Below are 22,729 nucleotides of genomic sequence, written 5' to 3'. Positions count from 1 at the left end.
TGTCGAGCGCCTCCGGGGTGCGCGAAGGGTCGCCCCCCTTCCGTTTATGACATGGACACGGCATCATGCGCCTGCGGCCGCATGTCGGCCCCATCGGCAGCGGTCCCGTTCCGTCCCCACACGGAAAGGCCCACCCCATGTCCCGAAAACGCCTGGCAGGGATAGCCGTCGGAGTGAGCGTCATGGCCGCCGCGGCGGCGACGCTCCCGCAAGGGGCCACGGCCCGCGCCGGCGCCTCGCAGGACGCGGTGATCTACGAGGTCCCCGCCCACCACAAGCAGGACGCGCAGACCCTGATCACCGCCGGGTACGACCTCCTGGAGCGCCGTCAGGGCGACCACCTCTTCGTCCTCGGCGACCCCACCACCGGCGCCGGGCTGCGCCACCTCGGCTTCGCCCCCACCGCCGTGCGCACCGTCGAGAGACCGGCACCCGGGAAGACGGCAGCGGCGGGCGACACGTACGACGGCGGCTATCACACCGTCGGCGCGCAGTACGCGCACCTGGACCAGCTCGCCGCCCAGCACCCGGACCTGGCCACGGTCGTCACGTACGGCAAGTCCTGGCGGAAGCAGACCGGTTCGGGCGGGCACGACCTCAAGGCCGTCTGCGTCACCAAGATGAAGCCGGGGGACTGCTCGCTCGACCCGAACTCGGCCAAGCCCCGCTTCTTCCTGATGAGCCAGATCCACGCCCGCGAGCTCACCACCGGTGAGATGTCCTGGCGCTGGACCGACGAGCTCACCGGGCAGTACGGCAAGGACCCGGACATCACCAAGCTCATGGACACCACCGAGATGTGGGTCGTGCCGATGGCCAACCCCGACGGCGTCGACATCGTCGCGAGCGGCGGCGACAACCCCGTGTGGCAGCGCAAGAACGCCGACGACTCCCACGGCGCGTCCTGCGGCTGGACCGGGCAGATCGGCGTCGACCTCAACCGCAACGCGGGCACCCACTGGGGTGGCCTCGGCACCTCCACCCAGCCCTGCAACGAGGTCTACCTCGGCCCCGCCGCCGACTCCGAGCCGGAGAACGCCGCGCTGGAGGGCCTCTTCCGGCAGCTCTACCCCGCCGTGCGCACCGGCACCGGCGACAGCGACCCCGCGCCCGCCGACGCCCGGGGCATGATGATCAGCCTCCACAGCGACGCCAGCATGGTCCTCTTCCCCTGGGAGTCCGACCACCGCGTGCACAGCGGCAACGACGCCGCGCTGCGCGCCCTCGCCGGTCACATGGGCTCGATCACCGGCTATCAGTCCGGACAGGCGGGCGAGATCCTCTACGACGCCTCCGGCGGCACCGACGACTGGACGTACGACAAGCTCGGTCTCGCCAGCTTCACCATCGAGGTCGGTGACAGCGACGGCCGCGGCTGCGACGGCTTCACCCCGGCGTACTCCTGCCAGGACAGCTATTTCTGGCCGAAGATCGAGCCCGCCTTGAGGTACGCGGCGCAGCACGCGGCGGCGCCGTACCGGTCGGCGGACTGACCCGCCTCGTCGACCGGCCCGCCTCGCCGCCGACGACACGCTTCAAGAAGCGCGCGAGGAGGCCCGTACCGCCAGCGCCCCGCACACCACGGCCAGCGGCAGCTCCAGCGCCACCGCCATGATCAGCGCCGACACGAGGTCCGCGCCCGGCGCGGCCGTCATCGTGTCGAACCATGCGTCCATGACGAGCAGCGCCGCCGTCGCGGCCGCCGCCACCCCGTGACGGCGGTCGCGACGGGCCGCGAGCAGGCCCGTGGTGATGAGCGCGAGCGCCTCCAGCGCGTCCAGTCCCACCCACGCGGCCGACCAGCGCGAGGCCGTCGTCGTGGCCGGGAGGCTCGTGGCGAGCACGAACAGCCAGGGGAGCAGGGCGAGTCCGCACGCCACCAGGGCGTGGCCGAGCAGATGCCCGCGCCGACGGCGCGGAGCGCTGGGAGGCAGGTCGCCGCGGAGCCCGGTCACCTCGGCGAGCGCGCCCGTGCGGTCGTCCTGGGCGACGGGCTCGGCACGGCGGGGGAGTTCGAGGACGCTCATCGGGGCGGGGCTCCCTGTCGGCATGCCGACCGTGATTCCGGTCGTGTTCTCGGCTCCTCCAGAATCCGCCGCGCGCCCCTTCACTGTCAGTCGTGCTGCTGCCCGTCCGGGGGTGGCACCAGCTTCACCCCCAACTCGGACGGCAGTGCCATAGTCCGCCCCTGACCTGCGGCCTTACCGTTTGGGGCATGCGAATTCCCCTCGTGCTCCAGACCCTGCTCAAGCCCTTCGACGGCGCGGGGCGGGCTGCCGCCTTCCTGGCCGCCGGTGCTCTCGTGCAGGTCTGTGCCCTGCTCGTCGTGGCGGTGCCGTGGCTGCCCGGCGGGCCGACGGAGATCTTCGCCGTACTGGCCGCCGTCCTCGCCCCGCTCGCCGTGCTCGCCCTCGCCTCGCCCGTGCTGACCGTGATCCAGGGCGCGCGCTTCCGCGGCCGGCTCGGCGTGGACATCCCCCGGCCGGTCGGGGTGGAGGGCGCCACCCGGGCGGAGCGCGCCAAGCGGTGGCTGCGCTCGCCGGCCGCGTGGCGGCAGGTGCAGTACCACCTCTTCACCGGCCCGCTGATCGCGCTCGGCGGCACGCTCACCCTGCTGGGGTGGGCGGCGGCCGCGGCGGCCGCCACCGTCTACGTCTGGATGTGGGTCCTGCCGGTGGAGGTGCGCGTCGAGCACTTCGGCATCACCACGCAGGCGGCGTACGTCACGGCCGCCGGGATCGCCGGGCTCTACGGCGCGGCCTGGCTCTCCCGCGCCCTCGCCCGGCTCGACACCCGCGCCGCGCTGACCCGCCTCGGCCCCAGCCGCGAGGAACTCCTGCGGATCCGCGTCGCCGAGGTCACCGAGAGCCGCGCGGGCGTCGTCGACGCCGCGGACGCCGAACGCCGCCGCATCGAGCGCGACCTGCACGACGGCGCCCAGCAGCGCCTCGTCTCCCTCGCCGTCAACCTCGGCCTCGCCAAGGCCACCATGAAGGACCTCCCCGAGGACGCCCGCAAGGTCATCGAGGAGGCGCACCGCGAGGCCAAGGAGGCGATCACCGAACTGTCCGACCTCGTGCGCGGCCTGCACCCCGCCGTCCTGGAGGACCGCGGCCTCGACGCCGCCCTCTCCGGCATCGCCGAGCGCGCGCCCCTGCCCGTACACCTGCACGTCGACCTCGCCTCGCGGCCCGCCCCGACCATCGAGGCCGTCGCCTACTTCGTGGTCTCCGAGGCCCTCGCCAACGTCGTCAAGCACGCGCAGGCGTCCCGGGCCGATGTCACCGTCGAACGGTTCGGGGGGATACTGCTCGTGGTCGTCTCCGACGACGGCGTGGGCGGAGCGGACTCTTCCGGTGGCACCGGGCTGGCCGGTCTGGCCAAGCGCGTCGCGTCGGTCGACGGCACGTTCTCGATCAGCAGCCCCACGGGGGGCCCGACCGTCGTTACTGTGGAGCTGCCGTGCGCGCCGTGATCGCCGAGGATTCCGTCCTGCTCAGGATCGGCCTGGTCCGGGTCCTGGAGACGGCCGGATTCGACGTGGTCGCGGAAGTGGGCGACGCGGAAGCGGTGTTGGCGGCGGTCGAGGAGCACCGCCCCGGCCTCGTCGTCCTCGACGTCCGCATGCCGCCCGGCTTCACGGACGAGGGCGTACGCGCGGCCCTCGTCATCCGCCGGCAGTGGCCGGACACGGCGGTGCTGCTGCTCTCGCAGTACGTGGAGGAGCGGTACGCGGCGGATCTGCTGTCCGGTGACACGCGAGGTGTGGGCTATCTGCTGAAGGAACGCGTCGCCGACGTCGAGGAGTTCATCGACGCGTTGCGCCGCGTCGCGGGCGGCGGCACGGCGCTCGACCCGCAGGTGGTCTCCCAGCTTCTGCTGCGCCGCCACAGCGACCCCTTGGACCGCCTGACCCCCCGCGAACGCGAGGTCCTGGAACTGATGGCTTCCGGCCGCTCCAACGCGGGAATCGCGGAGGCACTGGTGGTGAGCGAGTCCGCTGTCGCGAAGCACATCAACTCGATCCTGGCGAAACTGGACCTGCCGCGTGCGGACGCGGATCACCGGCGGGTGCTGGCGGTGCTGCGGTTCTTGGGGGTGGGGTAGGGGAGGGGGCCTTTGGGTGCCCTAGTCTTCCGTCATGATTCGCGCAGTGGTGTTCGATGTCGGCGAGTGCCTCGTGGACGAGACCCGCGAGTACGGAACCTGGGCCGACTGGCTGGGCGTGCCTCGGCACACCTTCGCCGCGATGTTCGGTGCGGTGATCGCGCAAGGGCGCGACTACCGCGAGACCTTCCAAGCCTTCCGGCCGGGCTTCGACCTCGCCGAGCAACGCGCGGCGCGCGCGGCGGCCGGGCAGCCCGAATGGTTCGGCGAGGACGATCTGTACCCGGATGTGCGGCCCGCGTTGAGGGAGCTCCGGGAAGCGGGCCTGTGGCTGGGCATCGCCGGAAACCAGACCGTACGGGCCGGCGGCCTGCTCCGTGAGCTGTTCAGCGGCGACGTGGACCTCATCGGGACCAGCGACGACTGGGGGGCGTCCAAGCCGGACCCGGAGTTCTTCGTCCGGGTCGCCGAAGCCGTGCCGTTCCGGCCGGAAGAGATCCTGTACGTCGGCGACCGCCTCGACAACGACATCAGGCCCGCGGCCTCCGCGCACATGCCTACGGCGCTCGTCCGGCGCGGCCCGTGGGCGACGATCCAGTGGCAGGAGCCGGAGGCGCGGAGCGTTCCCACGTTCCGGGTCGAGAGCCTGACGGAACTCGCGGAACGCATCGCGAAGTTCAACGCCGAAGCGCGCTGACGGTCGTTCCCCAGGAGTAGAGCCGGTCGTCGAGACCTCGCACACATGGCTCGTGCTGCCAGGCCGCGAGCGACCGGCGTACTTCCCGCACTCGGTCCATGCCTGTCGCGTACCAGGTTGTGCCGAGCTGGTCGAGGGCTCGGCACGCGTACGCGCACGCCTTTTCCGGGTCGCCTGCGGCCGCCTCGACCGCTGCGAGGTCGCCGAGGATCACCGTGCGCTGCTTGGCCGATTCGGCGGGCAACTTGTCGAGTGCCCCCAGCAGCGTCTCCCTGGCCTGCGGCAGGTGCCCTGCCTTGAGCTGGGTGTTGCCCTTGAACGCGGCGAGGCGTGTTTCGTCGAACCAGTCCATCCATGGCGGTGACGGGTGCTCGGATCCGTCCGTCATCACATCTTCGCCATGCCTGACCAGGTGAAGGGCTGTGCGCAGATTGCCGCACCGTGTCTCGCACTCCGCCTCGACCGCGTCCAGCCAGGCCCAGAACTCCGCTGACGCCGGGCCTCGGCGGGCGTAGGCGCGAGCGGCCACCAGGCGCTCGACCGCGTCGTCTCTGTGCCCGGCCCAGCCCGGAATGAACGCCGTATGCGCGAGGACGGCGCTGCCCAGGAGCGAATCTCCTGCTTCACCGGCTGCTTGCAGCGCGCGTAACAGCGTTTCGCTCGCCTGGTCCGGTTGCCGCAGGTCGAAGAACTCGATGCGGCCTGCGAGGAGGTAGCTCTCCGCGAGGGCAGCCGCGACCACGGCACGGCATCCGTCAGCCGTCTCCGAGAGAAGTGCGCACCCCAGACGGGCGTGGCCGAGTACCGCGGGGTGCAAGGTCGTCGGGGCCACCGACCAGTACAGGCGCCGGTGCGCCCGGGTCACGTTGGCGAAATCCTCTCCGACGCTGGCGGGTTGGAGACAGGACGTGGTCCGGGACGGCACGGAGGACAAACCAGTCGTAGCCAACGCGCCGTTGGCGGAACTGAGGCTCCTGACGCCCGGTGGCCGAGCTTCGGTTTGCCCCCACGGGGGAGTGAAGCCCAGCTCCTCCAAGGGCTGACCGAGCAGATGCACGAGGACGCGGCCGACGTCGGGGTGAGGCCAGGGCGGCGCGGCCGATTCCCAGCGCCGCACCTGGCGTGCACCCGCCGACACACCTCGCATCCCCAGCTTGCGCGCGGCTTTACCTATGGCGTCTGCCAGCGCCTGCTGCGACGCGAAACCGGCAGCCACCCGCGCCGACTTCAGCCGAACGTTCCCGGGAGCTCGTGACACGGACCCTCCAGTCGCAGCCGTCGTCCCCACGGTACGTTCCGGCAGGCCCTGAAGGGGTCACCCACTCGGGTCTATCCGGGTCCTGTGGAAGTCCCTGAGACGTCCTCCAAGAGTCCTCGAATCGGACTGTCCCGCGCGGAAGGCTCCCCCTAAGGCTGACCATCAACCGAACGGCGAGGAACCCCATGCCCGACCTCATCGACGCCGACCAGATCAAGCACACCATCGAGCGGGCTCTCACAACTCCCGTACTGCCGACGCACACCGAGCTCAAAGAGCTGGAGGTGAGCCTCCGCCGGCACATCCACGCCCTGCTGCCCGTCGTCGACGCGCGGAGCGCCGGTATGCGTCCCGGGAGCAAGGAGTGGGCCCTGTGCCGGTTCACGCTCGTCCGCGCTCGCGCCGTACTCCTCGACGGGCCCGGCGCCGGGCTGCGGTCCGCCGCCGAGCACGTGGACAGCCTGGCCCACGTCTGCCGGGCGCTCCTCGTCCACAGCGGGTGAGCGCGCCGGTCAGGCGCCTGCCGGCCGCAACCCCCGTACCACCAGGTCGCAGACCGCCTCGAATGCCGCGTCGATCTCCGGGCGGGACCATTCCTGCGCGTACGCCGGGTCGTGGAAGCGGTTCGTCGCGTCCCAGACGGCGCGGGCCGTGGGGGTGGGGTCGAGCGTGGTGAACTCGCCGGTCGTCGTGCCGTCGGCGATGATGCGGGCCAGCTGCTCGATCATCGTCTCGATGTGGCGGTCGACGACGGCGCTGTTCTCGCCCACGAGGACCATGTAGGTGGCGAAGAGCTCCGGGTCGTCGCCCGCCTTGTGGCGCTTGGCCGTGAAGAGGCCGGTGAGCCACTGCCGCAGCCGCGGTTCGGCGGGGCCCTCCGCGTCGGCGAAGGCGGAGAGCGCGGTGTGCGACTGGTCGAGCCAGCGCTGGGTGACCGCCTCGCGGAGGGCGGCCTTGCTGCCGAAGTGGCGGTAGACGCTGCCGTGACTGACCCCCAGGGCCCGCGCCACGTCGACGACGGTGGCCTTGGCCGGGCCGTAGCGGCGCAGCACTTCCTCGGTGGTCTCGAGGATGCGGGCGGGGGTCAGGGTCTCGGGCGGCATCAGGGCGTACGGCCTTTCGGTGAGGGGCGGGGGCGCGGGGGAGCCCCCGTAGTGACCGTACCCGCTCACTTCTCGCTGTCGAGATGGGCCATCTGGTCCGTGGGGTAGCGGTCGCCGGCCGCTGCGCCGGCCGGGACGGCCCGCTCGATGGCGGCGAGGTCGGCCTCCCCCAGCTGGACGTCGAGCGCGCCGAGCGCCTCGGTGAGGCGGTCGCGGCGGCGGGCGCCGACCAGGGGGACGATGTCCTCGCCGCGCGAGAGGACCCAGGCGATGGCGGTCTGGGCGACGGTCGCGCCCTTGGACTCGGCGACCTCGCGGAGGGCGTCGACGAGATCCAGGTTGTGCTGGAGGTTCTCGCCCTGGAAGCGCGGGCTCCTGCCGCGGAAGTCGTTCGCGGCGAGCTGCCGGTCGCGGGTGAAGTGGCCGCTGATCAGACCGCGCGAGAGCACGCCGTACGCGGTGAGGCCGATGCCCAGCTCGCGGAGGGTGGGCAGGATGTCGTGCTCGATGCCGCGCGAGATCAGGGAGTACTCGATCTGGAGGTCGGCGATCGGGGCGACGGCGGCGGCCCGGCGGATGGTCTCGGAGTTCACCTCGGAGAGGCCGATGTGCCGGACGTGCCCGGCCTCGACGAGCTCCGCGATGGCGCCGACGGTCTCCTCGATGGGCACGTTCGGGTCGAGGCGGGCGAGGCGGTAGATGTCGATGTGGTCGGTGCCGAGGCGCTGGAGCGAGTAGGCGGCGAAGTTCTTCACGGCGTTGGGGCTGCCGTCGACTCCGGTGAAGCCGCCCTCGACGGTGCGCAGGGCGCCGAACTTGACGCTGGTGAGGGCCCGTTCGCGGGTGCCCGCGGGGGCGGTGCGCAGCGCCTCGTTGATGAGCAGTTCGTTGTGGCCCATGCCGTAGAAGTCGCCGGTGTCGATCAGCGTGACGCCTGCGTCGAGGGCGGCGTGGATCGTGGCGATCGACTCGGCGCGGTCGGCGTCGCCGTAGAGGGCGGACATGCCCATCGCGCCGAGGCCGAGAGCGGATACCTGGGGGCCGGTGGTGCCGAGGGTGCGGTGCTGCACGGGGACTCCTTCGAGGGGGACTGGGGGCCTCCTCGCGGCGGCCCGGGAGGGGGCCGCCCGGCGAGGGGCACACCAGAAGAGTGACACATGGACTGACAGATTTCAATATCTGTCAGTCCATGTGTGTTCTCGCCCCTCGTCTCAGGGCCCGCACGGCGCCCTGGGGGCGATTTCAGGCCATCGTGCGCGGCAGCCGCAGGCTCAGCAGGACCGACACGGCCACTGCCACCAATTGCACGGCCAAGGTCACCGCCAGCGCGTCCCGCATCCCGGCCGACGGGGCCAGTGAGAGGAAGAGCGACCCCAGCGTGGCCACCCCGAGCGCCATGAACGACTGCTGCGTGGTCACCATCACCCCGCCGCCGACCCCCGCCTGCGCCACCGGCACCTCGCTCAGCACGACCCGCAGCGTCAGCGGGAGCAGCAGCCCCTGCCCCAGCCCCTGCACGGCCAGCGCGGGCCCCGGGCCCCACGCGCCCAGACCGTCCCAGCCCCAGTAGAAGGTCGCGGCCACCGACAGCACGCCGACGGCCTGGATCAGCGTCCCGGCGGTGATCACCCGGCCGCCGTACCGCGCGGCCAGCCGCGGCCCGAGCAGCGAACCGGCGAAGAACGTCACGCACAGCGGCAGCAGCGCCAGCCCCGCCGCCAGCGGGCCCAGCCGCAGCCCCTCCTGGAGGGCCACCGCGATGACGAACATGTAGCCGCCCCAGCCGAGCGAGAAGGGCACCAGCAGCGCCAGCCCGCCGCGCACCGAGCGGATCCGCAGCAGCGACGGCGGCACCAGCGGCGTCCGCCCGGCCGCTTCCTCGCGCCGCTCCACCACCACGAACATCACCGCGGCCACCGGGAAGACGGCCAGCAGCACCCACGACCACACCGGCCAGCCCGCCGCCCGGCCCTCCGTCAGCGGCAGCAGCAGCGACACCAGCGTCAGCGACAGCAGCGCCGTGCCGCGCCCGTCCACCCGCGTCGGGTGCTCCGAACGCGTCTCCGGCACCGTACGCACCGCCAGCAGCAGCGCGGCCACCGCGACCGGCGCGTTCACCAGGAAGATCGAGCGCCAGCCGGTGCCCGCGACGTCGAAGGACACCAGCACGCCGCCGAGCACCTGGCCGACCGCGCTGGCGACCCCGGCCGTACCGCCGTACAGGCTCAGCGCCCTGGCGCGGTGCTTGCCGTGCGTCGTGGCCTGGATCGTCGCGAGCACCTGAGGCAGCATCAGCGCGGACGCGGCGCCCTGCGCCACCCGGGCGGCGACCAGCGTCCACGCGTCCGGGGCGAGCCCACAGGCCACGGACGTCACGCCGAAGGCGGCCGTACCCCACAGGAACAGCCGCCGCCGGCCGACCATGTCACCCAGCCGGCCGCCGAGCACGAGCAGGACGGCGTACGCGACGCCGTAGCCGCCCACGACCATTTCCAGCAGTGCCGGGCCCGCGTGCAGATCGCGGTCGATGGTGGGGAGGGCGACGTTGACGATGAAGAAGTCGACCATCGGCAGGGCCGCGCCGACGAGCACGGTGAAGAGTCCCAGAGGACTGAGGGCAGGGCTCGGTTCAGGGGTGACGGCGACGGCCGCCGGGGCAATCGGGGATATCCGGGTTTCGCTCACACCGGAGACGATGCCGAATCGCTCAGACGGGTACCAGAGTCTTCTTATCCTGGTACAAGCACTACCTGCCAACCGGCTTACGGGTGCGGCATCCTGGAGGCATGACCACGATGGTGCACGAACGACGAGTGGCCGCGCCGACTGCCCCGACCGCTTCGGCGGACTCCGCGGATGACGTACGGCGTGGTGAACTCGCCGCCTTCCTGCGCAGCCGGCGCGAGCGCATCACCCCCGAACAGGCGGGCCTCCCGCGCGGCCCCCGCCGCCGCACCCCCGGCCTGCGCCGCGAGGAGGTCGCCCACCTCGCCGCCGTCGGCGTCACCTGGTACACGTGGCTGGAGCAGGCCCGCGACATCAAGGTCTCCGCGCAGGTGCTCGACGCCATCGCCGGCGCGCTCATGCTCGACCGGGGCGAGCGCGGCCACCTCTTCGCTCTCGCGGGCGCCGTCGATCCGCTGCCCGGCGCGGAGTGCGCCGGGGTGCCGTCCGCGCTGCGCCTGATGCTCGATCAGCTGGAGCCGTTCCCCGCGTGCGTCCAGAACGCGCGGTACGACATCCTCGCCTACAACCGCCCCTACGGGCACCTGATGTGCGACCTCGACGCCCTCCCCCGGGAGGAGCGCAACTGCATGTGGCTCGCCTTCATGAACCCCGACTGGTGCGCCAGCCTCGTCGACCGCGAGGAGGCGGTCCGCATCATGGCCGCCAAGTTCCGCGCGTCGATGGCCGAACACCTCGCCGATCCCGCCTGGAAGTGCCTCCTGCGACGGCTCCAGGAGGGCTCGGCGGAGTTCCGCGAGATCTGGGAACGCCACGAGGTGGTCCGCTTCGCCTCCCGCACGAAGTCGTTCCGGCAGTCCCGGGTGGGGCTGCTGCGCCTCGACTACACGGCGCTCTGGCTGGGGCCGAACGGGGGCTCGAAGCTTCTCACTTATACGCCGGCGGATGAGGAGTCCCGGGGGCGGTTGGAGCGGTTGCGGGAGGTTTACGCGTAGGGCTTGTTGTTCGGTGCGGGGGTTCGCCGTTGTCGGGCGCGGATCCGTTGCGCCTGCGGCGGGACGCCCTTCGGGCGTGGCCTCAATCGCCGGCCGGGCTTGGGTTGTGGTGGGTGCGCTTTCCGCTGGGTGCGGGGGCGGTTTTTGGGTGCGGGTCCGATGTCTTGTGCGGGCCCGTGTGCGCCCACCCCCGGCACCCACCACAACTCAGCCCGGCCGGCGTTTGAGGCCGCCCGCCGCAGGCGCCAACCGACCCGCAGCCAGGAGTCTGGGGCAGCGCCCCCCACGCGGCGGAGCCGCACATCAGATGCAGCCGGGAAGGGGCGGGGCTGGGGAACAAGCCCGCCGCAGGCGCCGTCAGCCCCCGGCTGCAAGCCGGGACGCGATCCGGTCCAGGACGGCAAGATCCTCCGGCGGCAGTGCGAGCAGTGCCGCCGGCGGCGAGCCCAGAATGCGGTTCGCCCGGTCCGCCGCAGAGCGTCCCGACGGGGTCACGGAGACGATCTTCGACCGCCGGTCCGCCGGATTCGGCGTCCGCTCGACAAGGCCCCGCTTCTCCAGGTCGTCCACGACGAGCGTCGTGTACGGCCGGTCGGTCAGGAGCTGATCGGCCAGCTCGCGGAGGGTCATCGGGCCCTGGGCGATGCGCCGCAGTGCCTTGATGCGGAAGAAGCTCATGCCGAGCGCCTCGACGACCTCCTTGCGCCGCTCGTTGCCGCCCAGGACGACCTCCCGGAGGTTCCCCCAGGCGCGCTCCGCGGTGCGCGTGGTGTTCTCGTGCGTGGTCATGGTGTCGTCACCGGGATCCTGATCTCGTGGGGAGCGAGTCGGTGGCCGGGTGGGTGCCGTCCGCGCCGAGGCGGATGGCGGCGCGCTCGGCGGTGCGGCGGGCCCGGCGGCCGGTGGTGATCGTACCCAGCAGCAGGACGGCGAGTCCGCATCCGGCGATGATCCACCAGCCCGTCAGCTGGAGCCCGGCGGCGACCGCCGCGCCGATCACGGCGACGCCGAGCGACTGGCCGACCTGCCGGCTGGTCGAGACGATCGCGGCGGCCACCCCGGCGCGCGAGCGCGGCATGCCGGAGACCGCGGTGTTGGTGATGGGGGCGTTGACCAGGCCGAAGCCGATGCCGAAGAGGACGTACGCGGTGAACAGCGCCGCGTCGGCCGACCGCGCGTCGAAGGCGGCGAACATCAGGCCGCTGGCCGTCATCGCCGTACCGCCGAGAACCAGCGGCAGCCGGGGGCCGCGCACGCCGACCAGGCGGCCCGAGAGCGGGGCGCAGACCAGTGTCATGGCGGCCATCGGCAGCATGAAGAGCCCGGCGTGCAGGGCGGAGAGGCCGCGCTCGTTCTGGAGGTAGAGGGTGTTGAGGAAGAGGAACCCGCCGAGCGCGGCGAAGGCGCTCACGCCGATCGCGGTGGCCCCGCTGAACGGGACGCTGCGGAAGAAGCCCAGCTCGATGAGGGGTTCGTGGCGCCGCTTCTCGTACGTCAGCAGCCCGGCGAGCGCGCCGAGGGCGATCGCGAAGCAGCCCAGGATCAGCGGCGAGGTCCAGCCCGCGGCGCTGCCCTCGATGATCCCGTAGGTCACGGAGCCGAGCAGCGCGATCACCAGCAACTGGCCGACGGGGTCGGGCCTGCGGGGCTTCGGGGCGCGGGACTCGGGGACGAAGCGCGCGGTCATCACCAGCGCGAGCAGCCCGACCGGCAGGTTGATCCAGAAGATCGAGCGCCAGCCGACGGACTCGACGAGCGCGCCGCCGACGATGGGCCCGGCGGCCATGCTGATGCCGACGACACCGCCCCACACGCCGATCGCGCGGGCCCGCTCCCTGGGGTCGGTGAAGGTGTTGGTGATGATCGACATCGCGACCGGGTTGAGCATCGAGCCGCCGACGGCCTGGACCATCCGGAAGGCGACCAGCCAGCCGAGCCCGGGCGCGAGGCTGCAGAGCACGGATCCGGCGGTGAAGAGCGCGAGGCCGGTCTGGAATATCCGTCTGCGCCCGATCCGGTCGGCGGTCGAGCCGCCCAGCATCAGCAGCGAGGCCAGCACGAGGGTGTAGGCGTCGATCGTCCACTGGAGACCGGGGACGGAGGCGTGCAGATCCTTCTGCATCGACGGCAGCGCGACGTTGAGGATCGTGTTGTCGAGGCTGACGATCAGCAGGCTCGTACAGCAGATCGCCAGGACGAGCAGCCGTCGGCGTCGGGACAACTCAGGCATGCGGACCCCCGAACAGTTGTATTCGTCTAATGATTTAAAGACTACAACTAAACCGGGTGGATGGGTACGCGACAATGGATGACATGACGAACGACGCCGCCACGCCCCTCCAGATCGGCCCGCACACCGTGTGGCCGCCCGTGGTGCTCGCCCCCATGGCGGGGATCACCAACGCGCCCTTCCGCACGCTGTGCCGCGAGTTCTCCGGCGGCAAGGGGCTCTTCGTCAGCGAGATGATCACCACCCGGGCCCTGGTCGAGCGGGACGCCAAGACCATGCGCCTGATCCACTTCGACGGCACCGAGAAGCCGCGCTCCATCCAGCTCTACGGCGTGGACCCGGACACCGTCGGCAAGGCCGTCCGCATGATCGTGGACGAGGACCTCGCCGACCACGTCGACCTCAACTTCGGCTGCCCGGTCCCCAAGATCACCCGCAAGGGCGGCGGCTCCGCGCTGCCGTACAAGCGGAACCTGCTGCGCTCGATCCTGCGGGAGGCCGTCGGCAACGCCGGTTCCCTGCCCGTCACGATGAAGATGCGCAAGGGCATCGACGACGACCACATGACCTACCTCGACGCCGGCCGGATCGCCGTCGAGGAGGGTGTGACGGCCATCGCGCTGCACGGCCGCACCGCCGCCCAGCACTACGGCGGCACGGCCGACTGGGACGCCATCGCGCGGCTGAAGGAGACCGTCCCCGAGATCCCGGTGCTCGGCAACGGCGACATCTGGTCGGCGGACGACGCCGTGCGGATGATGCGCGAGACCGGCTGCGACGGCGTCGTGGTCGGCCGCGGCTGCCTCGGCCGGCCCTGGCTCTTCGGAGACCTGGTGGCCGCCTTCGAGGGCGGCGGCGCACCCGCGGCGCCGGTCTTCAAGGAGGTCGCCCGCGTCATGGTGCGCCACGCGGAGCTGCTGGGGGAGTGGCTGGAGAGCGAGGAGCGCGGCGTCATCGACTTCCGCAAGCACGTCGCCTGGTACACCAAGGGCTTCTCGGTCGGCTCCGACCTGCGCAAGAAGCTGGCCGTCTCCTCCTCCCTGGACGAGCTGGCCGCTCTTCTGAGCGAGGTCGACGGCGACCAGGCCTGGCCCCTGGGCGCGGACGGCCCGCGTGGCCGCACGTCCGGGCGCAACCGGGTGGTCCTGCCCGACGGGTGGCTGGACGACCCGTACGACTGCGCCGTCGTCGGCGCGGACGCGGAGCTGGACACGTCGGGCGGCTGAGCGGGACTGCTCCTCGCCGGCGCCGGAAGGCGCCGGAAAAGGGCCCGGATTCAGTCAGGTCGTGGCGTGATTCTCGCCACCCCTGATCGGGGTTGCGCTCATATGAGCGGCTAAAAGGGTAGGTACCTTTCTGAAGGGTGGCACTGGGTGCCACCCTTCTTGCGTTCATTACTTGATGACTCACCTCTTGATCCATCGACGCTGCGTGACCTTGCGGATTCGGCTTGTCATCCTTGCTTCAAGTGTTGAACGAGCGGGTTTCGGCCCCTTTCCCGAGCCTTGACTTTCGATCTACTGGCAGACGGGTGGTTGCGGCCTCATGACCGTGGAGTGGACCTCCCGAGAAGCCTTCGATCTGGGTACGCTCCCCGCCGTCAGCATCGTTTGAGCAGCCTTCCCCTCACCTGTGTACGGGGGGACCCCAGTGAGGAGTCGAGTCCCGTGCCGGAAACCCAAGATCGCCAGAAGTTCGTCTACGACTTCACCGAGGGCAACAAGGACCTCAAGGACCTGCTCGGCGGGAAGGGCGCCAACCTCGCCGAGATGACGAACCTGGGCCTGCCCGTACCGCCCGGCTTCACCATCACCACCGAGGCGTGCAAGGTCTACCTCGCCAGCGGCAGCGAGCCCACGGCACTGCGTGACGAGGTCTCCGCCCACCTGGAGGCCCTCGAGGCGAAGATGGGCAAGAAGCTCGGCCAGGCCGACGACCCGCTGCTGGTGTCCGTCCGCTCCGGCGCGAAGTTCTCGATGCCCGGCATGATGGACACCGTCCTCAACATCGGCCTCTCCGACGCCTCGGTCACCGGGCTCGCCGCCCAGGCCGGCGACGAGCGGTTCGCGTGGGACTCCTACCGCCGCCTCATCCAGATGTTCGGCAAGACCGTGCTCGGCGTCGACGGCGACCTCTTCGAGGAGGCGCTGGAGGAGACCAAGCGGGCCAAGGGCGTCACCACCGACGTCGACCTCGACGCCGCCGACCTCCAGCGGCTCGTGGAGGAGTTCAAGGGCATCGTCTCCAAGGAGACCGGCCGCGACTTCCCGCAGGAGCCGCGCGAGCAGATGGACCTCGCCATAAGGGCGGTCTTCGACTCGTGGAACGGTGACCGCGCCAAGCTCTACCGCCGCCAGGAGCGCATCCCCGGCGACCTGGGCACCGCCGTCAACATCTGCTCCATGGTCTTCGGCAACCTCGGCCCCGACTCCGGCACCGGCGTCGCCTTCACCCGCGACCCCGCCAGCGGCCACCAGGGCGTCTACGGCGACTACCTCCAGAACGCGCAGGGCGAGGACGTCGTCGCCGGCATCCGCAACACCGTGCCGCTGGCCGACCTGGAGCGCATCGACAAGGCGTCGTACGACCAGCTGATGCAGATCATGGAGACGCTCGAGACGCACTACAAGGACCTGTGCGACATCGAGTTCACCATCGAGCGCGGCAAGCTCTGGATGCTCCAGACCCGGATCGGCAAGCGCACCGCGGGTGCCGCCTTCCGCATCGCGACCCAGCTCGTGGACCAGGGCCTGATCGACGAGGCCGAGGCGCTCCAGCGCGTGACGGGCGCCCAGCTGGCGCAGCTGATGTTCCCCCGCTTCGACGAGAAGGCGAAGGTGGACCTCCTGGGCCGCGGCATCGCCGCCTCCCCGGGCGCCGCGGTCGGCAAGGCCGTCTTCGACTCCTACACCGCCGTGAAGTGGTCCCGGTCCGGCGAGAAGGTCATCCTGATCCGCCGCGAGACCAACCCCGACGACCTCAACGGCATGATCGCCGCCGAGGGCATCCTCACCTCGCGCGGCGGCAAGACCTCGCACGCCGCCGTCGTCGCCCGCGGCATGGGCAAGACCTGTGTCTGCGGCGCCGAGGAGCTGGAGGTCGACACCAAGCGGCGCCGGATGACCGCCAAGGGCCCGGAGGGCAGGGGCAACGTCGTCATCGAGGAGGGCGACGTCGTCTCCATCGACGGCTCCAGCGGCAAGGTCTACCTCGGCGAGGTGCCCGTCGTGCCCTCCCCGGTCGTCGAATACTTCGAGGGCCGCATGCACGCGGGCGCCGACGACGCCGACGAGCTGGTCCAGGCCGTCCACCGGATGATGGCCTACGCCGACCGCATGCGCCGGCTGCGCGTACGGGCCAACGCCGACAACGCCGAGGACGCCGCCCGCGCCCGCCGCTTCGGCGCCCAGGGCATCGGCCTGTGTCGCACCGAGCACATGTTCCTCGGCGAGCGGCGCGAGCTCGTCGAGCGCCTGATCCTGGCCGACCACGAGGACGAGCGGAACGAGGCACTCGGCGCCCTGCTGCCGCTCCAGAAGGCCGACTTCGTCGAGCTCTTCGAGGCCATGGACGGGCTGCCCGTCACCGTCCGCCTGCTCGACCCGCCGCTGCACGAGTTCCTGCCCGACATCACCGAGCTGTCGGTGCGCGTCGCCCTCGCCGAGGCCCGCCAGGAGGCGCACGAGAACGAGCTGCGCCTGCTCCAGGCCGTGCACAAGCTCCACGAGCAGAACCCGATGCTGGGCCTGCGCGGCGTCCGGCTCGGCCTGGTCATCCCCGGCCTGTTCGCGATGCAGGTACGGGCCATCGCCGAGGCCGCCGCCGAGCGCAGCAACGCCAAGGGCGACCCGCGCGCCGAGATCATGATCCCGCTGGTGGGTACGGTCCAGGAGCTGGAGATCGTCCGCGACGAGGCCGACCGGGTCATCGCCGAGGTCGAGGCCGCCACCGGCACCGAGCTCCGGCTCACCATCGGCACGATGATCGAGCTGCCGCGCGCCGCGCTGACGGCCGATCAGATCGCCGAGGCCGCCGAGTTCTTCTCCTTCGGCACGAACGACCTCACCCAGACGGTGTGGGGCTTCTCCCGTGACGACGTGGAGGCGAGCTTCTTCACCGCCTACCTGGAGAAGGGCATCTTCGGCGTCAGCCCCTTCGAGACCATCGACAAGGACGGCGTCGGCTCGCTCGTCCGCGCGGCGGCCGAGGCGGGGCGCCGCACGCGTCCGGACCTCAAGCTGGGCGTCTGCGGCGAGCACGGCGGCGACCCGGAGTCGGTGCACTTCTTCCACGAGGTGGGCCTGGACTACGTCTCCTGCTCGCCGTTCCGCATCCCGGTGGCGCGCTTGGAGGCGGGCCGGGCGGCGGCGATCAGCACGGGCAGCGACAGTCGCTGACGCGGGCCGTTGGCCACGGGGGCGGGCTGGTCTTTTCCCCTACCCGCCCCTTCCCGAAACCGGGGCTCCGCCCCAGACCCCTGACCGCGCACCGCGCGGTGTCCTCAATCGCCGGACGGGCTGGATTTCGCGGACCGTCAGGGGGCTACGGGCCGCGCCCCGTCAGGGGCGCGGGGAACTGCGCGACCAGCCGAGGACGGCCCGCAGTCGCCGGACGACAGTGCTGCCGAGCTCGTGGGCGTCGCCGCGTCACCAGCGAGGAGCACCCCGCAGGGAAGGGGCGCGGGGAACTGCGCGACCAGCCCCCACCGGCCCGCAGGCGGGCATGAGGTTCGGGGCGAAGCCCCCAAGGTGTAACCCGCACGTAACGCGCACCGCACCACGGGGACCCGGGCCCGCGCCGGACGGCGACGTGGCGGAGGGGCGGCGCCCGTGCGGGAGCGCCGCCCCTCTTTACTCCCCCACCGGGAGTTGTTGCCGCCCGCATCGGCTCGGGCGGCAACTCGCATACTCAGCGGCCGCTTTTTCGCTCGCCACCCCCCACGGGAACGAGCGGGGGCGGCCCCGAGTGCGTGAATAGCATTTCGCTTCCGCGACGTTCCCCGCGAGTCCTTTCAACTGTGGCCAAAAGGACGTGGTAACAGCTCGTATCGGTGTGCATACTCAGTGAGCGGGGGGTGGTTGCGGATGTCTCATGTGGGGGTTTGGTGCTACGCGTCCATTTCACTGGACTCGATCTGGCCCGGTTGCGCCTGGCCGGAGACCCGGACGCACTCTGGGAAACCGTTTTGAGTCTGCACCGTCTCCGGGACAAACAAGGCGAGTCGATCTTCGGCGATTGGCGGTCGGAAACCCGGGCCCGGTTGAATGGTGAAACTCGGCTTCTCGCCCCGCTGGTTCCCTCCCGCGGCTATTTTCCGGACTTCCTGACGCCCCCGGAAGGCGTACTCGGACTGGACTCGGGCATGCAGGCGCTGCGCGAGACGCCGCCCGACCGGGTGCACCGGGAGCTGGGCCGGCTCTCCACCGTCCGCACGCTCCCCGCTTGGATACGATCCATGGCGGAGGGCGACTCCCGGGCCTTCGCCAAGCTGACGGGCGCGCTGCACGCCTACCACGAGGCGGCCGTCGCCCCCTACTGGAGCCACATACAGGCCCAGATAGAGGGGGACCGCGCGGTGCGCGGCCGGGCCCTGCTGGACGGCGGCGCGGACGCGCTGCTCTCCTCGCTGCCGCCGATGATGCGCTGGCGGGCCCCCGTGCTGGAGGCCGACTATCCGGTGGACCGCGACGTCCATCTCAACGGGCGGGGCCTGCTGCTGGTTCCCTCGTTCTTCTGCCGCCGGACGCCGGTCACCTATCAGAACCCCGATCTCACGCCCGTGCTCGTCTACCCCGTCCGGCACATGGCGGAGTCCTCGCCGCCCGTGGACGCGCCGCCGCGGTCGCTGGGCAAGCTCGTCGGGCACACCCGCTCGGCCGTGCTCGGCTCGATCGGCGGCGGCTGCACCACCAGTGAACTCGCCCGCCGCGTCGGTGTGTCGGCGGCCTCCGCCAGCCAGCACGCCGGTGTGCTGCGGGAAGCGGGCCTGGTGCTGACCCTGCGCAACGGCAGCGCCGTGATGCACACCCTGACGCCGCTGGGCGCGGCGCTGCTGCGCGGCGGCCACCGCGCCCCCCAGCCGGCCCGCCGCCCTCAGCCGTCGATCCCCGAACGCTCCACCCCCGCCACGATGCTGCAGTCTCCCGGGGGATGACCCCCGGACCCCCAGCCGGAGCGGTGGCGCCGGTCGTCTCACCCGTCGATCCCCGAACGCTCCACCCCCGCCACGATGTAGCGCTGGAGCACCAGGAAGACCACCAGCAGCGGCAGGATCGACACGGCCGCGGCGACGAACAGTTCGTGGATGTTGACCGTCTGCGCCGTGGTGAAGGTCGACAGGGCGACCTGCACCGTCCACGCGTCGCGGTCCTGGCCGATGACCAGCGGCCACAGGAACGCGTTCCAGGCGCCGATGAAGACGATCGTGCCCACCGCCGCGAACACCGGGCGCGAATTGGGCACGACGACCCGCCAGTACGTACGCCACGGGCCCAGCCCGTCCACCTGCGCCGCGTCCTCCAGCTCCCGGGGGAAGCCCAGGAAGAACTGGCGGAAGACGAAGCAGGCGAAGGCGCTGAACAGCGTCGGCACGATCAGCCCGCGCAGCGTGGAGATCCACCCGAGCGAGGAGACCAGCACGAAGGACGGCACGAAAGTGACCGCCGCCGGGACCATGAGGGTGCCCAGGACCGCGTAGAAGACCGCGTTCGCGTGGCGGTAGGGGATCCGGGCCAGGCCGTAGCCGGCCAGGGAGGCGAGCAGCAGGGTGCCCACCGTCGTCGCCACCGCGATCAGCGTGGAGTTCAGCAGCGCGTGCGCCATCGGCACGTTCGGGTCGTCGAACAGCTCCCGCAGGTTGGACCAGTGCAGCTCGCGCGGGAAGAACGTCCAGCCGGGCGCGGTGATGTCCGACTCGGTGGCCAGCCCGTTCCGCAGCAGGAGGTAGAAGGGGATCAGGAACAGCGCGGCCAGCGCGATCAGCAGCACCAGCCGCAGCGCCCGCCCGGCCCGTACGAGACCGTCGTCCGTCCGCCTCACGCGTCCGCCTCCCGTCTGCCCAGGCCGAACCAGCGTGCCTGCGCCACCGTCACCACCGCGATGATCAGCGCCAGGACCACGGCCCCCGCGCTGCCCAGGCCGAGATTCTGCCCCTGGCCGAGTGCCGTGTAGTAGAGGTAGACCAGGGGCGGCCGGGCGTAGGGCGGGTAACCGCGGGCGTCCGACAGGAGGTTGTAGAACTCGTCGAACGCCTGGAAGGCGTTGATGACGAGCAGGAGCACCACCGCGACCGACGTGGCGCGCAGCGCCGGGAAGGTGATGTGGCGGAAGGTCTGCCAGCCGGGCCGGGCGCCGTCGACGGCCGCGGCCTCGTACAGCTGCGGCGGGATGCGCTGGAGCCCCGCCAGGAAGAGCACCATGTAGAAGCCCGTCTGGAGCCAGAGCCGCACGGTGACCAGCACCAGCCAGTACCACGGCGGGTCGGTGGTCGACAGCCAGGCGACCTGGTCGGCGCCGAACCAGCCGAGGACGGTGTTGGCCAGCCCGAACCGCACCCCGTTGAAGATCGACAGCTTCCAGACCAGGGCGGCGACGACGTACGAGCACGCGGTCGGCAGAAAGAAAACCGACCGGAAGAATGCGCGCGCGAAGCGCAGCCGGCCCACCGCGAGCGCCAGGCCGAGCGAGAGGGCATAGGTGGCCGGGACGATGAAGGCGGTGAAGACCGTGAAGGTCACCAGGGCGGAGCGGAAAGCGGGTTCACCCAGCACCGCCGTGTAGTTGCCGAGGCCGACGAAGTGCGTCGGGGAGACGGTGTTGTGGGCGTCGAAGAAGCTCAGCCAGACGCTCCAGCCGAGCGGCACATAGGTGAAGAGCGCGAGGCCCAGCGCGAACGGACCGACGAAAATCCAGAACCAGATGGTCTGATTCCGTTCGCGTGGGGTGGAACGCCGACGGGTCGTGCCCGGGGCCGCCATTCAGGACTTCTTCCGTACGCGCCGGAGTTCGTCCTCCGTCGTACGCACGACCCCGCGCAACTCGCGCTCGGGATCGGCGCCGTCCTTGATGACGCGGCTGAGGGCGTCCTGATAGGCGGTCTTGCTCGCGACCGTCCACAGCAGAGGCTGCGCATAGCCGTGATCCGCAGTGAACCGCACCGCTTCGGCCGCCGCGCCTTCTTTCAGCCGGTCCGCCTTCGCGGCGAGCGACAGACGGGCCGGTATGTGAAATCCGTAGGAAAGCGCGAAGTCCTCCTGGAAATCGGTGCGGTCGATCCACAGCCACTTCACATACGCCTTGGCCGCGTCCCGCCGTCCGCTGCGGGTGCTCACCGCCGAGCCGTACGCGCCGACCGGCACGGCCGGCTTGCCCGAGGGGCCGTCCGCGGGGAACGGCAGCACCCCGAAGTCGTCCCCCAGCGCCTTGCGCACCGCGGGCAGCGCCCACAGTCCGGACCACTGCATCGCGGTGAGCCCCTGCACCAGCGCGGACGGGTCGGACCAGTCCGCGGGCGCGCCCAGCAGCAGCGACTTGTCGGCGTACATCCGGTGCAGCTTGCCGAGGGCGCGGGCGGCGGCCGGGTCGTCGAAACCGGGCTTGCCGTCGTCGGTGACCAGGGTCAGGCCCGCGGCGTGCAGCGGCGTGCCGCCCAGCGCGCCCGCGCCGCCGTCGTTGCCGAGGAAGAGCCCCTTGGTGCGCGAGTCCGTGAGCCGCTTCGCCGCGTCGACCAGCTCGTCCAGGGTCGCCGGCGGCTTCACCCCCGCCTTCTCCAGCAGGCTCTTGCGGTAGTAGAGCAACTGGGTGTCGACGACCTGCGGGACGGCCCACACCCGGCCGTCGTAGGTCTTGGGCGCGAGGATCGCGGGCGGGAAGTCGCCGCGGACGTCCTTGACCAGATCGCTGAGGTCGGCGACCTGGCCGCCGCGGATCTGGTCCAGCGTCGGCCCGTCCACCTCGAACACGTCGGGCCCCGAGTCGGTCAGCAGCGCGGCCGCGATCTGCTGGTCGTAGGCGCCGGGCCGCCACTGGATCCGTACGTCGGCGTCCTTGTACGCCGCCGCGTACCGCCGCACGGCCGGCTCCGTGCCGGGCTCGCCGTACTGGTGGTACCACTGTGTCAGGGCGGCCTTCGAACCGCCGCCGCCGCGGCCGGTGTTGGAACCGCACGCGGCGAGCCCTCCCGCTAGCGCGAGGGCTCCGCCGCTTGTCAGGAGCCGTCTGCGGCTGATCGCCATCTGAATCGTCCCCTCGCCGGTGTCGTCGGTCACATCAACGATCAACGATGGCGGGGGATTACGACAGGTCTATTACCGCCGCGTGGCGGCGTCCTGGGGGCCCGCCCCATCCCGCACTGGGGCATGCGCCCCAGCCCCCGGCCGCGGACCGGTGTGCGCCTGCGGCGGGCTTTTTCCCCTCCCCCGCCCTTTCCCGGCTGCGTCTGATGTGCGGCTTCGCCGCGTGGGGGGCGCTGCCCCAGACCCCCGACTGCGGGCCGGTCGGCGCCTGCGGCGCTTTCTTCCCCTACCCCGCCCCTTCCCGAAACTGGGGGCAAGCCCCCAGGCCCCCGAAGCACGCTTCGCGCGCTGTCCTCAAACTCCCCCAGCTACCTCCCCCAGACTCCGTCCGGGGGTGCCCCCAGAGGTGCCCCCAACGGGC

19 protein-coding genes are annotated in these 22,729 nt (G+C 71.5%); 9 read left to right on the top strand and 10 right to left on the bottom strand.

What is annotated here, in order from left to right:
• Window positions 1-137: 137 nt before the first annotated feature.
• The gene (locus tag ACFY1P_RS13605; RefSeq protein ID WP_390750696.1) at window positions 138-1,493 is read left to right on the top strand and encodes a M14 family zinc carboxypeptidase; all 1,356 of its coding nucleotides are present in this window, start codon (window positions 138-140) and stop codon (window positions 1,491-1,493) included.
• A gap of 42 nt (window positions 1,494-1,535) precedes the next feature.
• On the opposite strand, the gene ACFY1P_RS13600 is transcribed toward ACFY1P_RS13605, so the two are convergent.
• Window positions 1,536-2,027 carry a hypothetical protein gene (locus ACFY1P_RS13600; RefSeq protein WP_361527282.1) on the bottom strand — a complete coding sequence of 164 codons (492 nt, stop codon included), beginning with the start codon at window positions 2,025-2,027 and terminating at the stop codon, window positions 1,536-1,538.
• Window positions 2,028-2,215: 188 nt separating this feature from the next.
• Here ACFY1P_RS13600 and ACFY1P_RS13595 point away from each other — a divergent pair, with 188 nt between their 5' ends.
• Genes ACFY1P_RS13595 through ACFY1P_RS13585 form a run of 3 tightly spaced genes read left to right on the top strand, consistent with a single transcriptional unit; the run spans window position 2,216 to window position 4,804 of the window.
• Window positions 2,216-3,475 (top strand): histidine kinase, encoded by a 1,260-nt coding sequence (locus ACFY1P_RS13595; protein ID WP_390750695.1) that lies wholly within the window; start codon window positions 2,216-2,218, stop codon window positions 3,473-3,475.
• Window positions 3,463-4,107, top strand: a complete 645-nt coding sequence (locus ACFY1P_RS13590; protein WP_361527278.1) for a response regulator transcription factor — start codon at window positions 3,463-3,465, stop codon at window positions 4,105-4,107. The genes ACFY1P_RS13595 and ACFY1P_RS13590 overlap by 13 nt, the downstream gene beginning before the upstream one ends.
• 34 nt (window positions 4,108-4,141) lie before the next feature.
• Window positions 4,142-4,804: an HAD family hydrolase gene (locus tag ACFY1P_RS13585; protein ID WP_390750694.1), complete on the top strand. Its 663-nt coding sequence runs from the start codon at window positions 4,142-4,144 to the stop codon at window positions 4,802-4,804.
• Here the strand turns inward: ACFY1P_RS13585 and ACFY1P_RS13580 are convergent.
• A complete protein-coding gene (locus ACFY1P_RS13580) occupies window positions 4,785-6,062 on the bottom strand; it encodes a transcriptional regulator (protein WP_361527274.1) in 1,278 nt (425 codons plus the stop codon). The genes ACFY1P_RS13585 and ACFY1P_RS13580 overlap by 20 nt on opposite strands.
• A 185-nt stretch (window positions 6,063-6,247) precedes the next feature.
• On the opposite strand from ACFY1P_RS13580, the gene ACFY1P_RS13575 reads away from it, so the two are divergent.
• The gene (locus ACFY1P_RS13575; protein WP_361527272.1) at window positions 6,248-6,565 is read left to right on the top strand and encodes a DUF6415 family natural product biosynthesis protein; all 318 of its coding nucleotides are present in this window, start codon (window positions 6,248-6,250) and stop codon (window positions 6,563-6,565) included.
• A gap of 9 nt (window positions 6,566-6,574) precedes the next feature.
• Here the strand turns inward: ACFY1P_RS13575 and ACFY1P_RS13570 are convergent, their stop codons facing one another.
• From ACFY1P_RS13570 to ACFY1P_RS13560, 3 genes are all read right to left on the bottom strand, one after another.
• A complete protein-coding gene (locus ACFY1P_RS13570; RefSeq protein ID WP_390750693.1) occupies window positions 6,575-7,165 on the bottom strand; it encodes a TetR family transcriptional regulator in 591 nt (196 codons plus the stop codon).
• 65 nt (window positions 7,166-7,230) lie between these two features.
• Complete coding sequence (locus tag ACFY1P_RS13565) at window positions 7,231-8,235, bottom strand: aldo/keto reductase (protein ID WP_390750692.1); 1,005 nt, start codon at window positions 8,233-8,235, stop codon at window positions 7,231-7,233.
• 172 nt (window positions 8,236-8,407) lie between these two features.
• A complete protein-coding gene (locus ACFY1P_RS13560; protein ID WP_361527266.1) occupies window positions 8,408-9,850 on the bottom strand; it encodes an MFS transporter in 1,443 nt (480 codons plus the stop codon).
• 110 nt (window positions 9,851-9,960) lie between these two features.
• Here ACFY1P_RS13560 and ACFY1P_RS13555 point away from each other — a divergent pair, with 110 nt between their 5' ends.
• The gene (locus ACFY1P_RS13555; protein ID WP_390750791.1) at window positions 9,961-10,845 is read left to right on the top strand and encodes a helix-turn-helix transcriptional regulator; all 885 of its coding nucleotides are present in this window, start codon (window positions 9,961-9,963) and stop codon (window positions 10,843-10,845) included.
• Window positions 10,846-11,202: 357 nt separating this feature from the next.
• Here the strand turns inward: ACFY1P_RS13555 and ACFY1P_RS13550 are convergent, their stop codons facing one another.
• Together ACFY1P_RS13550 and ACFY1P_RS13545 are read right to left on the bottom strand one after the other, a co-directional pair.
• The gene (locus ACFY1P_RS13550) at window positions 11,203-11,634 is read right to left on the bottom strand and encodes a MarR family winged helix-turn-helix transcriptional regulator (protein WP_390750691.1); all 432 of its coding nucleotides are present in this window, start codon (window positions 11,632-11,634) and stop codon (window positions 11,203-11,205) included.
• Between the two features lie 7 nt (window positions 11,635-11,641).
• Complete coding sequence (locus ACFY1P_RS13545; RefSeq protein WP_361534017.1) at window positions 11,642-13,075, bottom strand: MFS transporter; 1,434 nt, start codon at window positions 13,073-13,075, stop codon at window positions 11,642-11,644.
• Between the two features lie 83 nt (window positions 13,076-13,158).
• On the opposite strand from ACFY1P_RS13545, the gene dusB reads away from it, so the two are divergent.
• From dusB to ACFY1P_RS13530, 3 genes are all read left to right on the top strand, one after another.
• The gene (gene dusB / locus ACFY1P_RS13540; RefSeq protein WP_390750690.1) at window positions 13,159-14,301 is read left to right on the top strand and encodes a tRNA dihydrouridine synthase DusB; all 1,143 of its coding nucleotides are present in this window, start codon (window positions 13,159-13,161) and stop codon (window positions 14,299-14,301) included.
• Between the two features lie 441 nt (window positions 14,302-14,742).
• Window positions 14,743-17,472, top strand: a complete 2,730-nt coding sequence (ppdK, locus tag ACFY1P_RS13535) for a pyruvate, phosphate dikinase (protein WP_390750689.1) — start codon at window positions 14,743-14,745, stop codon at window positions 17,470-17,472.
• A gap of 707 nt (window positions 17,473-18,179) precedes the next feature.
• Complete coding sequence (locus ACFY1P_RS13530; RefSeq protein WP_361534026.1) at window positions 18,180-19,229, top strand: helix-turn-helix domain-containing protein; 1,050 nt, start codon at window positions 18,180-18,182, stop codon at window positions 19,227-19,229.
• Between the two features lie 38 nt (window positions 19,230-19,267).
• Here the strand turns inward: ACFY1P_RS13530 and ACFY1P_RS13525 are convergent, their stop codons facing one another.
• Genes ACFY1P_RS13525 through ACFY1P_RS13515 form a run of 3 tightly spaced genes read right to left on the bottom strand, consistent with a single transcriptional unit; the run spans window position 19,268 to window position 22,308 of the window.
• Window positions 19,268-20,113 carry a carbohydrate ABC transporter permease gene (locus ACFY1P_RS13525; RefSeq protein ID WP_361535419.1) on the bottom strand — a complete coding sequence of 282 codons (846 nt, stop codon included), beginning with the start codon at window positions 20,111-20,113 and terminating at the stop codon, window positions 19,268-19,270.
• Window positions 20,110-21,051, bottom strand: a complete 942-nt coding sequence (locus ACFY1P_RS13520; RefSeq protein ID WP_361535416.1) for a sugar ABC transporter permease — start codon at window positions 21,049-21,051, stop codon at window positions 20,110-20,112. The genes ACFY1P_RS13525 and ACFY1P_RS13520 overlap by 4 nt, the downstream gene beginning before the upstream one ends.
• The gene (locus ACFY1P_RS13515) at window positions 21,052-22,308 is read right to left on the bottom strand and encodes a sugar ABC transporter substrate-binding protein (protein ID WP_361535422.1); all 1,257 of its coding nucleotides are present in this window, start codon (window positions 22,306-22,308) and stop codon (window positions 21,052-21,054) included. It lies immediately after the preceding gene.
• Between the last annotated feature and the right edge of the window lie 421 nt (window positions 22,309-22,729).

Source organism: Streptomyces sp. NPDC001407 (assembly GCF_042895325.1).
GTDB lineage: Bacteria > Actinomycetota > Actinomycetes > Streptomycetales > Streptomycetaceae > Streptomyces.
Note: the sequence above shows the minus strand (reverse complement) of the source record. Positions and strands in the feature narration are given on the sequence as shown.